Source organism: Micromonospora fluostatini, from assembly GCF_050410825.1.
GTDB classification, from domain to species: domain Bacteria; phylum Actinomycetota; class Actinomycetes; order Mycobacteriales; family Micromonosporaceae; genus Micromonospora; species Micromonospora rosaria.
Window position 1 is genome coordinate 6,833,232 of the sequence record NZ_CP191251.1, and the last position, 14,531, is coordinate 6,847,762.

A 14,531-nucleotide genomic window follows, 5' to 3' on the forward strand; every position below is an offset into this window, starting at 1 on the left:
GCCGGGCCGGGGTGTGAGGAAGGGGCCCTTCCTCTACCGAAAGCGTTAACAGGGGGCCCTTCCTTGCGCTCTCAGAGGGGGCCGCGGCCGGCGCGGAGCAGCAGCAGCGCGAGCTGGGTACCGTCGGCGCCGAGCTCACGGCGGAACCGCTCCAGGATTTCGCGTTCCCGGGAGAGCACCAGCCGGGTGCCGCCGGAGGCCATCCGGGTCGCGCCGACCTGCTGCGACAGGCCGGCCCGCTCCTGCCACAGCTCGATCAGGGTCCGGTCGATCTCGTCGATCCGCTCCCGGATCGCGCTGATCCGCGCCGCCGCCTCGGGTTCGTCGGTGCCGGTGCCCGGCCGGGCCGGGCCGGTCTGCGCCGGTCCCGCGCCCCCGGCGTCGGCCCCGGCGTCGGACCGCGCGACGCCGCCGCTCTGCTCCACCACGTCTGTCATCATCGTCGTACCCCTCGGACGTCGGGCCCGGGTGCCGGATCCCGGAACGGAAAAGCCCCGGGCTCCTGCGAGCCCGGGGCTTTTCGTAGGTCTGGTCGATCAGGCGTGACCCACGGCTGCCGGACTCCCGGTGCCGTAGTAAAAGTAGAGGCGCTGACCGAACACGCCGTCGAGTATGCCGCCGCCGTCTCCGGGGCGCAAGCAGACCGCCGATACCGCCCGCATGCCGGGCAGGTCACCGGGCGGGACGGGAAAAGACCAGGTCGCCGGGGTGATGGTCGGCACGCGCCGGGTCGCCGACCCGCCTTGCCCCGGAACTGTCCGGGGGTCGGCATAGACTCGCCGTGCGATGCATCCTCTCTTCGACATCCCCGCGTCCCCGTCCACGCCCGACCCCGCGCCGGCTCCGCCGCGCCGGCCCGGCCCCGCCGTCCGCCTCGATCCGCAGGACCTGGTCGAGGGCCTCAACGGGCCGCAGCGTGACGCGGTCACGCACGCCGGCTCGCCGCTGCTGATCGTGGCCGGCGCCGGCTCGGGCAAGACCCGGGTGCTCACCCACCGGATCGCGTACCTGCTGGCCGCACGGGACGTGCACCCCGGCGAGATCATCGCGATCACCTTCACCAACAAGGCCGCCGGGGAGATGAAGGAGCGGGTGACCCACCTGGTCGGCCCGCGCGCCCGGCTGATGTGGGTCTCCACCTTCCACTCCGCCTGCGTGCGGATCCTGCGCGCCGAGCACGAGCACGCCGGGTTGAAGTCGACCTTCTCGATCTACGACGCGGACGACTCCCGCCGGCTGATGCAGCTCGTCGCCCGGGAGCTGGACCTGGACCCGAAGCGGTACCCGGCCCGGGGGCTGGCCGCCCAGGTCTCCAACCTCAAGAACGAGCTGGTCGACCCGGAGGCGTTCGCCGGCCGGGCCAGTGGGCCCAACGAGCGGGCCCTGGCCGAGGCGTACACGCTCTACCAGCGGCGGCTGCGCGAGGCGCACGCGCTGGACTTCGACGACCTGATCATGACCACGGTGCACCTGTTCCAGTCGCACCCGCACGTCGCGGAGAGCTACCGCCGCCGGTTCCGGCACGTCCTGGTCGACGAGTACCAGGACACCAACCACGCCCAGTACGTGCTGATCAAGGAGCTGGTCTCCGGCACCGAGGGGGTCGAGCCGGCGGAGCTGTGCGTCGTCGGTGACGCCGACCAGTCGATCTACGCGTTCCGGGGCGCCACGATCCGCAACATCCTGGAGTTCGAGCGGGACTTCACCGACGCCCGCACGATCCTGCTGGAGCAGAACTACCGCTCCACCCAGACCATCCTGAACGCGGCCAACGCGGTGATCGACCGGAACACCTCGCGCAAGCCGAAGCGGCTGTGGAGCGACGCCGGGCCCGGCGAGCAGATCGTCGGGTACGTCGCCGACACCGAGCACGCCGAGGCGGACTGGGTCGGCCGGGAGATCGACCGGCTGGTCGACGAGGGCGCGGCCCGGCCCGGTGACGTGGCGGTCTTCTACCGCACCAACGCCCAGTCCCGGGTCTTCGAGGAGGTGTTCATCCGGGTCGGCCTGCCGTACAAGGTCGTCGGCGGGGTGCGCTTCTACGAGCGCAAGGAGGTCCGCGACGCGCTGGCGTACCTGCGCGCGGTGGTCAACGACGACGACACGGTCAACCTGCGCCGGATCCTGAACACCCCGCGCCGGGGCATCGGCGAGCGGGCCGAGGCCTGCGTGGAGGCGCTGGCCAGCCGGGACCGGATCTCCTTCGGCGCGGCGCTGCGCCGCGCCGCGGACGCTCCCGGCATCTCCACCCGGGCCGCGAACGGCATCGGCGACTTCGTCGCCCTCCTCGACGGCGTGCGGGAGGTGGCCGAGAGCGGCACCCCGGAGGAGGTGCTGGAGGCGGTGCTGACCCGGTCGGGCTACCTCAGCGAGCTGGAGGAGAGCCTGGACCCGCAGGACGCCGGCCGGGTGGACAACCTCCAGGAACTGGTCAGCGTGGCCCGGGAGTACACCGAGCGGATCGAGGCGACCGGCGCCGAGGGGGAGCGGGCCACCCTGGCCGGGTTCCTGGAGCAGGTCGCCCTGGTCGCCGACGCCGACCAGATCCCTGCGCAGCCCGGCTCGGCAGCCGACGGTGCCGAGGCCGACGACCCGGCACCCCACCAGGGCGTGGTCACCCTGATGACCCTGCACACCGCCAAGGGGCTGGAGTTCCCGGTGGTGTTCCTGACCGGCCTGGAGGACGGCGTCTTCCCGCACCTGCGTGCGCTCGGCGACACCCGCGAGCTGGAGGAGGAGCGCCGGCTCGCGTACGTCGGCATCACCCGGGCCCGGCAGCGGCTCTACCTGTCCCGGGCGGTGACCCGCTCGGCCTGGGGGCAGCCCGCCTACAACCCGCCCTCGCGGTTCCTGGAGGAACTGCCCCCGGCGCTGGTCCGGTGGGAGCGCACCGAGGGGACGTACACCTCGTGGGGTGGCGGGGGCGGCGGCGTCGGCGGGCGCGCGGACCGGGTGCCCGGCGGGCGCGGCGCCTTCACCGGGGGGACCCCGAAGGCCGCCCAGCTGGCGAAGCGGCTCGGGGTCGACGGCAGCCGGCTGACCACAGCCAGCGAGCTGCCCCAGGGGCCGAAGGTGTCGGCCGGCGACCGGGTCAACCACCAGCGGTACGGTCTCGGCCGGGTGCTCGCCGTCGAGGGGCACGGCCCCGGCGCCCGCGCCCAGATCGACTTCGGCGACCAGACCATGTGGCTGGTGCTGCGGCACGCGCCGGTCGAAAAGATCTGACCCCGGCCGGCGCGGGCCGGCGGTCAGCAGCCCAGGTCGACGCCGCGTGCGCGCATGAACGGGGCCGGGTCGATCTGGTTCCACATCGCGCCCTGGTGCACCTCGAAGTGCAGGTGCGGGCCGGTGGAGTCGCCGGTGGAGCCCTCGCTGCCGATCCGCTGACCGGCGGTGACCTTCGCGCCGACGGCGACCGCCGCCTGGCTCAGGTGGGCGTAGTGGGTCAGGTACCCGTTGCCGTGGTCGACGACGACGGAGATGCCGTAGCCGTCGCCGACGTCGCCGGCCTTGTCCACGGTGCCGGCGGCGGCGGCGCGGACCGGGGTGCCGGCGGGCAGCGCGAGGTCGATGCCGGCGTGCAGCGTGCCCCAGCGGGGGCCGTAGCAGGAGGTGACCGCCGCGCCGGGCATCGGGTTGACCCAGGCCGGTTTCGGCGCGCTGGTGGTCTTCGCCGGCTTCGGCGCGGCCTTCGTGCTGGCCTTGGCGGTGGCCTTGCGGGCGGGGGCCGCGCTGCTCGGGGCCGCGCTGGTCGGGCTGGCCGACGGGCTCGCCGTCGACGGGGTCGGCGTGGGGGTGGGGCTGGCCGACTCGCGGGTGGCCCGGTCGGCGCGGTCGGCGGCGTCGGCGCGCTCGGCCGCCAGGGCCTCGGCGTCCAGCACGACGGCACCGGGTTCCGGCCCGTCGGGGCCGCCGGCGGTGACGGCGACACCGCCGATGCCGACGCCGACCAGCGCGACCGCCGCGGCGACCAGCCAGGGAGTACGGCCGGCGGCCCGCAGGGGTCGCCGGTGGCGGGCCGGGGTGCTGCCGATCCGCTCGCGGGGGGTGAGGTTCTCGTCCGGCACGGTTGACCTTCCCGGTCGGGGGCACTGACCCGGGAAATACTGGTGTGGGCGGGACCGGGACCGGGTAGGGGTGTGGGAGTCACCGTCGGTGACAGCGGTGACTGCTGTCCGGGTGTATCCCGGATGCGACCGTTCCGTCCCGAAAAGTGATCATGACTCGGCGTGGTGATGGTCACTTTTCCGGATGTGACAAGCGACATATCCGTCCGGGTGCCCGCACGAGAAACCGCCCGGATCGGCTGATCCGGGCGGTCGACGGGCGGTACGGAGCGTCAGGAGGCGGCTACGTCGCTGTAAAATGCCTCGACTTGCAGCTTGATGTCCACTCCGCGCTCCTGGAGCCACGGCACCGGGTCCTGCGGCTTGCCGTTGACATGCACCTCCAGGTGCAGGTGGACGCCGTAGGAGTGGCCGGTGTTGCCGACCAGGCCGAGCTGGTCGCCCGCCTTGACCTGCTGACCCTCCTTGACGCTCACCGCCGCGGAGTGACCGTAGATGGCCTCGCTGCCGTCGGGGTGCTGGACGATCACCGCGTTGCCGTAGCCGCCGAACCAGCCGGCCTTGGTGACCTTCCCGCCGTGGATCGCGACGTACGGGGTGCCCTCCGGGGCGACCAGGTCGACGCCGGTGTGCAGCTTCCCCCAGCGCATGCCGTACGGCGAGTTGAAGTCGTAGCCCTGGAGCGGGAGCAGCCAGATGTCGTCCTCGCTGACCTCGTCCGCGCCGCCGCGACCGCTGTCCCGGGAGGCCCGGTCGGCGGACTCGCCCCGGGCCGCGATGTCCTCGCTGAGGGCCGCGGACTGCCGCAGCTCGTCCAGGACCGAGGGGCTGACGCTCTTGGCGTCCGGCAGGGCGCCGGCGCCGAGGGCCACCACACCGGCGCCGACGAAGGCGGTGGTGACGACGGCTGCGTAGCGGCTACGCGGGGGGGTGGGTACGCGGCGGCGACCGCGATATCGATCCGGCTCAGACGACAGGCGCTGGCGCACGCACACCCTCCGTTGTCGGGGATCCGAAGCGGTCGTCCCGGGTTCGTGGCGCTGGTGAACGTCGGTTCGGCCGCGTCGTCACCCGTCCTAAGACCTGATGACAACCGTGGACACGGTAGCCAACAGCCACCGGAGTCACAAGCGGGAGCGCCGAAGTCGCCCTTTAGTTATGTCCGGATTCGCCCCTAAGTGTGGCATCTCGTCACCTTTGCTGGGAGGCCTCGTTACCGCTCGAATGTCGCACACGGTGACCGCGACCATGTCAATGTCCGAATCGTCGCCGGCCCCGGGTGGGTCGGGCCGGACTGCCCCCGGCGTGGTGGCCCCTTCCCGGATTCCCCGGACCGGGTCCGCCGGGTTACCGTTCGTTCAGGTGAGGGTCGCCCGGCCGGGTGACGGCCGCGGAACCGGGGAAAGGTGTGCGCTGATGAGCTCTCGTATCCGGGTCGTCGTCGCCAAGCCGGGCCTCGACGGGCACGACCGTGGTGCCAAGGTGGTCGCCCGCGCCCTCCGGGACGCCGGCATGGAGGTCATCTACACCGGCCTGCACCAGACCCCGGAGCAGATCGTCGAGACGGCGATCCAGGAGGACGCCGACGCCGTCGGCCTCTCCGTGCTCTCCGGCGCGCACATGACGCTCTTCCGGCGGGTGCTGGAACTCCTCGACGAGCGGGACGCCCGCGACATCGTCGTCTTCGGCGGCGGCATCATCCCCGACGTCGACCTGCCGGAGTTGGCGCGGATCGGCGTCGCCAAGATCTTCACCCCGGGCGCGACCACCACGTCGATCGTCGAGTGGGTACGGCAGAACGTGGCGCAACCGGTCGCCTGACGACCGGGCGGGCCGGGCGCGGGTGAGAGCCGGCGGGCTCCGGGCGGCCGGGTGAAAGCCGGCGGGCCCCGGAAGCCAGCGGGTCTACGGACAGGGGGAGGGGCCGGACGCACCCCTCACACGTCCGGCCCCTCTATGCACGATGCCCCGCCGCCACCCCTCGACCGACAGGGCATCGGCCGCTCCCGTCCTCGCGCTGTGCTCAGCGCTCCGACATCTGACTCAACGACGCCTCCGGCCGGGGGTTACGCACCCGTTCCGAACATTGCCGCTGTGTAGTACGGCACACCGTGTACCCGCTCGGTTGCCGGTGCCGTCCGCCTCGCTAGGCTGCGCCAATGGCCTGCTTCAACTGATGACAGGCGTCAAGATGTTTTCCACAACGCTGGTGGCGGCGCGACGGCGCGCCGCGGAGACGGGACGGGACGCGCAATCGTGGACCTGTACGAGTACCAGGGGCGGGACCTGTTCGAGCGGCACGGTTTGCCCGTGCTCGCCGGCGGCGTCGCCACGACCCCGGAGGAGGCCCGCGCGATCGCCGAACGCCTCGGCGGTCGGGTGGTTGTCAAGGCGCAGGTGAAGGTCGGCGGCCGGGGCAAGGCCGGTGGCGTCAAGCTCGCCGAGGGCGCCGAGGAGACGGTGGCCCGTGCCACCGACATCCTGGGCATGGACATCAAGGGGCACACGGTCCACAAGGTCATGATCACCGTGACCGCGGACGTGGCCGAGGAGTACTACTTCTCGTACCTGCTCGACCGGGCGAACCGCACCTTCCTCTGCATCGCCAGCGTCGCCGGCGGCATGGACATCGAGCAGGTCGCGGCCGAGACCCCGGAGCGGGTCGTCAAGGCCCCGATCGACGCGGTCACCGGCGTGGACGAGGCCAAGGCGCGGGAGATCGTCACCGCCGCCGGCTTCCCCGCCGAGGTCGCCGATCAGGTCGTCGACGTCGCGGTCAAGCTCTGGCAGGCCTTCGTCGCCGAGGACGCCACGCTGGTCGAGGTGAACCCGCTGGCCACGACCAAGGACGGCGGGCTGCTGCTGCTCGACGCCAAGGTCACCCTGGACGAGAACGCCGCGTTCCGGCACCCCGACCACGAGGCGCTGGTCGACCAGGCCGCCGTGGACCCGCTGGAGCAGGCCGCCAAGGAGAAGGACCTCAACTACGTCAAGCTCGACGGCGAGGTCGGCATCATCGGCAACGGCGCGGGCCTGGTCATGTCCACCCTCGACGTGGTCGCGTACGCCGGTGAGCGGCACGGCGACGTCAAGCCGGCGAACTTCCTCGACATCGGCGGCGGCGCGAGCGCCGCGGTGATGGCCAACGGCCTGGAGATCGTGCTCTCCGACCCGGCCGTGCGCAGCGTCTTCGTCAACGTCTTCGGCGGAATCACCGCCTGCGACGAGGTCGCCAACGGTATCGTGCAGGCGCTGGCGCTGCTGGAGCAGCGGGGCGAGAAGGTCACCAAGCCCCTCGTCGTCCGGCTCGACGGCAACAACGCCGAGGCCGGTCGGGCGATCCTCGACGGCGCGAACAACCCGCTGGTGCAGCGGGTCGACACCATGGACGGCGCGGCCGAGCGGGCCGCCGAGCTGGCGGCTGCGGGGAACTGAGATGGCTATCTGGCTGACCAAGGACTCGAAGGTCATCGTGCAGGGGATGACCGGCTCCGAGGGGTCCAAGCACACCCGGCGGATGCTCGCGGCCGGCACCACCGTCGTCGGCGGCGTCAACCCGCGCAAGGCGGGGCAGACCGTCGACTTCGACGGTACCGAGCTGCCGGTCTTCGCCTCGGTGGCGGACGCGATGAAGGAGACCGGGGCCGACGTCACGGTCATCTTCGTGCCGCCGCAGTTCACCAAGGGCGCGGTGGTCGAGGCGATCGACGCCGGCATCCCGCTGGCCGTGGTGATCACCGAGGGCGTGCCGGTGCACGACACCGCCGCCTTCTGGGCGTACAACGTGGCCAAGGGCGAGCAGACCCGGATCATCGGCCCGAACTGCCCCGGCATCGCCTCCCCGGGGGCCTCCAACGCCGGCATCATCCCGGCCGACATCACCGGCGCCGGCCGGATCGGCCTGGTCAGCAAGAGCGGCACGCTGACCTACCAGATGATGTACGAGCTGCGCGACATCGGCTTCTCCACCTGCGTCGGCATCGGCGGTGACCCGATCATCGGCACCACCCACATCGACGCGCTGGCCGCGTTCGAGGCCGACCCGGACACCGACGCCATCGTGATGATCGGTGAGATCGGCGGCGACGCCGAGGAGCGGGCCGCCGACTTCATCAAGGCCAACGTGACCAAGCCGGTGGTCGGCTACATCGCCGGCTTCACCGCGCCCCCCGGCAAGACCATGGGGCACGCCGGCGCGATCATCTCCGGCTCGGCGGGCACCGCCGAGGCGAAGAAGGAGGCGCTGGAGGCGGTCGGCGTGAAGGTCGGCAAGACGCCGACCGAGACCGCCAAGCTGATGCGGGAGATCATGTCCGCCTGAGCGGGTACGACCGCGCCGCGAGGGAGCCGACCGTTGTGGTCGGCTCCCTCGGTCGTCTCCGGCCCACCGTCGTGCCCCGGTCGTCTCCGGCCCCGGCCCCCTGACCCCGGTCCTGCCCGCTCGTCTCCTGCTCAGTCGTTCCCGAACGGGTAGTTGCCGGTGGACCGGAGGATCCAGCTCCCGATAATGTTGATCACGCCGAAGGTGATCGCCAGGTAGCCCAGGACCGGCGACTGCCCGTACCGCTTGGCGTCCCGGATCGACAAGTACCCGAAGAGGATGCCGAGGATCCCGCAGCAGAGCAGGCCGAGGACGATGCCCAGCACACCCCAGAGCGTCGTACGGTCCCGGCCCGCGGCCGGTGGCGGCGACGGTGGATACGGAGCGTTCACGGCTTCCTCCGAGCGGTCGGTGCCGCGACGGTGACGGTCGCGTCCTGGGCCGAGGCTAAACCGGATCCGTACGGCGGGCGGAGGGATCGCGGAACTGCCCGCCGGGTGGTGGACCGCCGCCTTTTCGGGGGCGGAGTTGGCGTCGCGGGAGATACCGGACTGCCGACCGGCGCGCGACATGCCAGAGTAGAGCCGATGTCCTCCGTCCCCCCTGACCAGCCCCGCCGCTCCACCGGCGTGAACGCCGGAGCCCGGCCGGTCGACCCTGCCGGGCGGGACCGGCGGGTGCCCGCGCCCCGGCGCGGCGGGCCCCGACCACCCCGCCGGGCCCCGCTCGCCCTCGCCGCCGGGGTCGCCGCCGGCTGGGCCGCGCTCACCTCGTACCTGCCGGTGGCGCTGGTGCTCGGGCTGGCCCAGCTCAGCGAGGACGCCGCCGCCGTCGCCGGGGCGCTGCTCGCCGGGCTGGCCGGCTGGCTGCTCGGGCACGGCGTGCCGCTGGCCACCCCGGCCGGCCCGCTGCACCTCGCCCCCCTGGTGCTGACCGCGCTGGCGGCCTGGCGGCTGGTCCGGGCCGGGGTGCACGCCAGCCGGGCGATCGGCGCCCGCAACGGCCGTTCGCCCCGACAGACGGTCACCGTGGCCGTCGCGGTCGGCATCGGGTACGGCCTGCTCGGCGCGCTCGCGGCGGCGCTGGCCGGCACCGGCGAGGTACGGGCGTCACCGGTGCGGGCCGGGCTCACCCTCGCCGCCTTCGGCACCCTCGCGGCGCTGGTCGGGGCGGCCCGGACCACGGACGTGACCGGCCTGCTGGCCGACCGCGTGCCGCCGGTGGTGCGGGACGGGATCCGGACCGGCCTGGTCGCCGCGCTGCTGCTGCTGGCGGCGGGGGGCGGCGCGGCCGGACTGGCGGTGGCGACCGGCGGCGGGGACGCCGCCGACATGATCGGGGCCTACCGGACCGGGGTGGCCGGGCAGGCCGGGGTCACCCTGGTCAGCCTCGGCTACGCGCCGAACGCGACCGTCTGGTCCATCAGTTACCTGCTCGGCCCCGGCTTCGCCGTCGGTACCGGCACCGTGGTCCGGACCAGCGAGGTGTCGGTCGGTGGGCTGCCGGCCATCCCGTTGCTGGCCGGGCTGCCCAGCGGCCCGGTGGACGGGTTCGGCGCGGCGCTGCTCGCGGTGCCGGTCCTCGCCGCGATGGCGGCGGGCTGGCTGCTGGCCCGCCGGCTGCTGCGGGCGGCCGGGGAGCGGCCCGGCTCCGGCCGGGCGGGCACCGAGGACCGGCACCGGCTCGGCTGGCCGGCGCTGCTCGGTCCGGCCGCGCTGGCCGGGCCGGTGGCCGGCGTGGTGCTGGCGGCGGCGGCGCTGGTCTCCGGCGGCTCGCTGGGGGCCGGTCGGCTCGCCGAGATCGGCCCGGTGCCCTGGCAGGTGGCCGCCGTGACCACGGCCGTCGTCGCCGTCGGCGCGGTGCTCGGTGCCGCGGCCACCCGAGCCCTCACCCAGAGCCGAGGCCGCGCCCAGCGGTGACCCGCGTCCCGCGTGGTGGCGGGAATGCGCGTCCCGCGCGGTGCGCGTGACCGTGTGCCCAGCGGCGGAGCGCGCAAGGGGCGCCCCGGACGAGCCGGGACGCCCCTTGCGCGGTCGGTGTGGACTCAGACGCCGGTCGGCGCGTTCACGTTCAGCACCACGATCGCGATGATCTGGAGGATGCCGAGCACGATGCCGATCCCGCCGCAGATCAGACCGGCCTTGGCCTGACCGCCGTTGGCGGCCTGCCCCTGGTCGGCCTTCTGCTTGCCGAGGAAGCCGAGCACCAGGCCGGCGATGCCCAGCGGGATGCCCATGTAGCAGCAGGCCAGCGGGATGGACGCGATGCCGAGGATCATCGCCAGCAGACCGAGGGTGTTGTTCTGCCCGGCCGGCTGCGGGTACCCCGCGTTCGGGTAGGTGGGGGCGCCGTACCCGGGCTGCTGCCCGTACGGGTCCGGCTGGCCGTACGGCGCCTGCGGCGGCGGGGCGTACGGGTCGGGCTGGCCGTAGGGCTGCTGGCCGTACGGCTGGCCCGAGGTGGGCTGCTGGCCGTACGGTTGCCCCGAGGTGGGCTGCTGGCCGTAGGGCTGGCCCGACGAGGGCTGCTGGCCGTACGGATCCTGACCGGGGTTGCCGGGCTGCATGTCGGACTGCTCCTTGGCTGGTGACTGTCAGTACGTGGGTTCCACCGGAACCATGACGTGGGCCCCACCGGGACCATCACGTGGGTCCCACCGGAACCATGGTCGCGCCAGGACACCGAGCGCGCAGCACGGGAGCGGGACCGCACCACGTCGGATACCGAGCGACCGGCAGCGTACCTGGTCGCTGCGACATTCGGGGGGTGCCGACGTCGTCCGCCCAGCCGACGGACCTCGCGTCGCGCCCGATATGGTGACCGCGTGACCGACCCCGCGTCCGCCGCCCGTCTCGTCGTCCTCGTCTCCGGCTCCGGCAGCAACCTCCAGGCGCTCCTGGACGCCTGCGCCGACCCGGCGTACGGCGCCCGGGTGGTCGCCGTCGGCGCCGACCGGGACGGCATCGCCGGCCTGGACCGGGCCGCCGCCGTCGGGGTGCCGACCTTCGTCGAGCGGGTGAAGGACCACCCCACCCGTGAGGACTGGGACGCCGCGCTCACCGCGCAGGTCGCCGAGCACAAGCCGGACCTGGTCGTCTCGGCCGGCTTCCTCAAGCTGGTCGGGCCGCGCTTCCTGGCCGCCTTCGGCGACCGGTACCTGAACACGCACAACACGCTGCTGCCGGCGTTCCCCGGCATCCACGGCCCCCGGGACGCGCTCGCCTACGGCGTCAAGGTCACCGGGGCCACCCTCTTCTTCGTCGACGCCGGGATGGACACCGGTCCGATCGTCGCGCAGGTCGCGGTGCCGGTGCTCGACGGCGACGACGAGGAGACGCTCACCGAGCGGATCAAGGAAGCCGAACGCGGTCAGCTCGTCGAGCAGGTCGGTCGGTTGGTCCGCCGTGGTTGGACGATCACCGGAAGAAAGGTCACCGTACCGTGAGTGCCACTGCGGACCAGCGCCGCCCGATCCGGCGGGCGCTGGTCAGCGTCTACGACAAGAGCGGTCTGGTCGAGCTGGCCACGGCCCTGCACGACGCCGGGGTGGAGATCGTCTCGACCGGCAGCACCGCGGCGACGATCGCGGCGGCCGGGGTGCCGGTGACCGCGGTGGAGACGGTGACCGGTTTCCCGGAGATCCTCGACGGCCGGGTGAAGACCCTGCACCCGAAGATCCACGGCGGCCTCCTCGCCGACCTGCGCAAGGAGAGCCACGCCGCCCAGCTCGACGAGCACGGCATCGCCGGCATCGACCTGCTGGTCTCCAACCTCTACCCGTTCCAGGCCACGGTCGCCTCCGGCGCTGGCGTGGAGGAGTGCGTGGAGCAGATCGACATCGGCGGGCCCGCCATGGTCCGGGCCGCCGCGAAGAACCACGCCTCGGTCGCGGTGGTCACCGACCCGGCCGCGTACCCGGCGGTGCTGGCCGCCCTCGGCGACGGTGGGTTCACCCTGACCCAGCGTCGGGCGCTGGCCGCGCGGGCCTTCGCCGACATCGCCGAGTACGACGTCGCGGTGGCGAACTGGTGCGCCGTCCAGCTTGCCCCGGCCGACCTGGAGTGGCCGGCCTTCGCCGGGCTGGCCCTGCGTCCCGACCGCGCCCTGCGGTACGGGGAGAACCCGCACCAGGCGGCGGCGCTCTACACCGACCCGGGCTCCCCGGTGGGGCTGGCCCAGGCGGAGCAGTTGCACGGCAAGGAGATGTCGTACAACAACTACGTCGACGCGGACGCCGCCTGGCGGGCGGCGAACGACTTCGCCGACCAGCCGGCCGTGGCGATCATCAAGCACGCCAACCCGTGCGGCATCGCGGTCGGCGCGGACGTCGCCGAGGCGCACCGCAAGGCGCACGCCTGCGACCCGGTGAGCGCCTACGGCGGGGTGATCGCGGTCAACCGGCCGGTCACCGTCGCGCTGGCCGAGCAGGTCTCGGAGATCTTCACCGAGGTCCTGGTGGCGCCGGAGTTCGAGGCCGGCGCGCTGGACGTGCTGCGCGCCAGGAAGAACCTGCGGCTGCTGCGCGCGCCGGCCTGGAGCCCGGCGTCGGCCGAGTGGCGGCAGGTCAGCGGCGGGGTGCTGGTGCAGATGGCCGACCGGGTGGACGCGGCCGGCGACGACCCGACCACCTGGCGGCTGGCCACCGGGGAGGCGGCCGACGAGGCGCTCCTGCGTGACCTGGTCTTCGCCTGGCGGGCGGTGCGGTCGGTGAAGAGCAACGCGATCCTGCTCGCCACCGACGGGGCGACCGTCGGGGTGGGCATGGGCCAGGTCAACCGGGTCGACTCGGCGAACCTGGCGGTCAGCCGGGCCGGTGCGGACCGGGCCCGGGGCGCGGTGGCCGCCTCGGACGCGTTCTTCCCCTTCGCCGACGGCCTCAAGATCCTCGCTGACGCCGGGGTACGCGCGGTGGTGCAGCCGGGCGGCTCGATCCGTGACGAGGAGGTCGTCGCCGCGGCCAAGGAGGCCGGCCTCACCATGTACCTCACCGGCACCCGGCACTTCTTCCACTGATCCCGGCGCACGAGCACACCGCCCGGCACCCCACGGCGCGCGACCGCGCCCCGGGGTGCCGGGCGGTCGGGCATCTGCCGGGCGGTCCGTCCCTGCCGGCTGCTCCGGTCGGCCCCGGTGGCCCTGGCCGGCGGCGGTCCCGTCTGCCGGGTCGTCGCGGGCGTGCCCGTCGGACGTGAGACGATCGGAGTCGTGACGGCGACGGTTCTGGACGGCAAGGCGACAGCGGCAGAGATCAAGGACGAGCTGCGGACGCGGGTCAAGGCCCTGGCGGAGCGCGGCATCACCCCGGGACTGGGTACGGTCCTGGTGGGCGCCGACCCCGGCTCCCAGGCGTACGTCAACGGCAAGCACCGTGACTGCGCCGAGGTGGGCATCGCCTCGATCCGCCGGGAACTGCCCGCCGACGCCACCCAGGAGCAGGTGGACGCGGTCCTGGCCGAGCTGAACGCCGACCCGGCCTGCCACGGGTACATCGTCCAGTTGCCGCTGCCGGCGCACCTGGACACCCAGCGGGCGCTGGAGCTGATCGACCCGGACAAGGACGCCGACGGGCTGCACCCCATCAACCTGGGCCGGCTGGTGCTCGGGTACGACGCCCCGCTGCCCTGCACCCCGCGCGGCATCGTCGAGCTGCTCCGCCGGTACGACGTGCCGCTGCGCGGCGCGAAGGTGGCGCTGGTCGGCCGGGGCAACACGGTGGGCCGGCCGCTCGGTCTGCTGCTCACCCGGCGCAGCGAGAACGCCACGGTGACCCTCTGCCACACCGGCACCCTGGACCTGGCCGCGCACACCCGGGCGGCGGACATCGTGATCGTCGCGGCCGGGGTGCCCGGCCTGCTCACCGCCGACATGATCCGGCCCGGCGCGGTCGTGGTCGACGTCGGCATCACCCGGGTCATCGGCCCGGACGGCAAGGGCCGGTACACCGGTGACGTGGATCCGGAGGTCGCCGAGGTCGCCGGGGCGCTCGCCCCGATGCCCGGCGGGGTCGGCCCGATGACCCGGGCCATGCTTCTCACCAACGTCGTCGAGCGCGCCGAACAGCGGTAAGGAAGGGCCCCCTGTCAACGCATTCCGCAGAGCAGGGGCCCCTTCTTGACCGAGAGTGGTGCCGGCCACGTCATATG

The 14,531-nt window shown here is 73.4% G+C and carries 13 protein-coding genes; 8 read left to right on the forward strand and 5 right to left on the reverse strand.

The genetic code is table 11. The annotated features are described in order from the left end of the window. Positions 1-71 precede the first annotated feature (71 nt). On the reverse strand, positions 72-440 hold the full coding sequence (locus ACQUFX_RS30585) for a chorismate mutase (RefSeq protein ID WP_428963605.1): 369 nt from the start codon (positions 438-440) through the stop codon (positions 72-74). 346 nt (positions 441-786) lie between these two features. Here ACQUFX_RS30585 and pcrA point away from each other — a divergent pair, with 346 nt between their 5' ends. After that, the gene (gene pcrA, locus ACQUFX_RS30590; RefSeq protein ID WP_428963606.1) at positions 787-3,225 is read left to right on the forward strand and encodes a DNA helicase PcrA; all 2,439 of its coding nucleotides are present in this window, start codon (positions 787-789) and stop codon (positions 3,223-3,225) included. Between the two features lie 23 nt (positions 3,226-3,248). On the opposite strand, the gene ACQUFX_RS30595 is transcribed toward pcrA, so the two are convergent. Both ACQUFX_RS30595 and ACQUFX_RS30600 read right to left on the reverse strand, forming a co-directional pair. After that, positions 3,249-4,067: a M23 family metallopeptidase gene (locus ACQUFX_RS30595; protein ID WP_428963607.1), complete on the reverse strand. Its 819-nt coding sequence runs from the start codon at positions 4,065-4,067 to the stop codon at positions 3,249-3,251. Between the two features lie 272 nt (positions 4,068-4,339). Further along, a complete protein-coding gene (locus ACQUFX_RS30600; RefSeq protein WP_428963608.1) occupies positions 4,340-5,056 on the reverse strand; it encodes a M23 family metallopeptidase in 717 nt (238 codons plus the stop codon). Positions 5,057-5,483: 427 nt separating this feature from the next. Between ACQUFX_RS30600 and ACQUFX_RS30605 the strand changes: the two genes are divergently transcribed. The 3 genes from ACQUFX_RS30605 to sucD all read left to right on the forward strand — a co-directional run bounded on the left by ACQUFX_RS30605 (position 5,484) and on the right by sucD (position 8,388). Beyond that, a complete protein-coding gene (locus ACQUFX_RS30605; protein WP_428963609.1) occupies positions 5,484-5,888 on the forward strand; it encodes a cobalamin B12-binding domain-containing protein in 405 nt (134 codons plus the stop codon). Positions 5,889-6,323: 435 nt separating this feature from the next. Continuing rightward, complete coding sequence (sucC, locus tag ACQUFX_RS30610) at positions 6,324-7,502, forward strand: ADP-forming succinate--CoA ligase subunit beta (RefSeq protein WP_067359960.1); 1,179 nt, start codon at positions 6,324-6,326, stop codon at positions 7,500-7,502. Between the two features lies 1 nt (position 7,503). Further along, a complete protein-coding gene (gene sucD, locus ACQUFX_RS30615; RefSeq protein WP_428963610.1) occupies positions 7,504-8,388 on the forward strand; it encodes a succinate--CoA ligase subunit alpha in 885 nt (294 codons plus the stop codon). A 131-nt stretch (positions 8,389-8,519) separates the two neighbouring features. Here the strand turns inward: sucD and ACQUFX_RS30620 are convergent, their stop codons facing one another. Next, a complete protein-coding gene (locus tag ACQUFX_RS30620; protein WP_428963611.1) occupies positions 8,520-8,780 on the reverse strand; it encodes a DUF4190 domain-containing protein in 261 nt (86 codons plus the stop codon). Positions 8,781-8,975: 195 nt separating this feature from the next. On the opposite strand from ACQUFX_RS30620, the gene ACQUFX_RS30625 reads away from it, so the two are divergent. Next, on the forward strand, positions 8,976-10,307 hold the full coding sequence (locus ACQUFX_RS30625) for a cell division protein PerM (RefSeq protein WP_428963612.1): 1,332 nt from the start codon (positions 8,976-8,978) through the stop codon (positions 10,305-10,307). A 125-nt stretch (positions 10,308-10,432) separates the two neighbouring features. On the opposite strand, the gene ACQUFX_RS30630 is transcribed toward ACQUFX_RS30625, so the two are convergent. After that, positions 10,433-10,954, reverse strand: a complete 522-nt coding sequence (locus ACQUFX_RS30630; protein ID WP_428963613.1) for a DUF4190 domain-containing protein — start codon at positions 10,952-10,954, stop codon at positions 10,433-10,435. Positions 10,955-11,212: 258 nt separating this feature from the next. Between ACQUFX_RS30630 and purN the strand changes: the two genes are divergently transcribed. The 3 genes from purN (at position 11,213) to ACQUFX_RS30645 (ending at position 14,454) form a co-directional block, all read left to right on the forward strand. After that, entirely contained in the window at positions 11,213-11,833 is a 621-nt protein-coding gene (gene purN, locus ACQUFX_RS30635) for a phosphoribosylglycinamide formyltransferase (protein WP_067359970.1), read from the forward strand. Next, positions 11,830-13,401, forward strand: a complete 1,572-nt coding sequence (gene purH, locus ACQUFX_RS30640; RefSeq protein ID WP_428963614.1) for a bifunctional phosphoribosylaminoimidazolecarboxamide formyltransferase/IMP cyclohydrolase — start codon at positions 11,830-11,832, stop codon at positions 13,399-13,401. The genes purN and purH overlap by 4 nt, the downstream gene beginning before the upstream one ends. A gap of 192 nt (positions 13,402-13,593) precedes the next feature. After that, on the forward strand, positions 13,594-14,454 hold the full coding sequence (locus tag ACQUFX_RS30645; RefSeq protein ID WP_428963615.1) for a bifunctional methylenetetrahydrofolate dehydrogenase/methenyltetrahydrofolate cyclohydrolase: 861 nt from the start codon (positions 13,594-13,596) through the stop codon (positions 14,452-14,454). Positions 14,455-14,531: the final 77 nt, after the last annotated feature.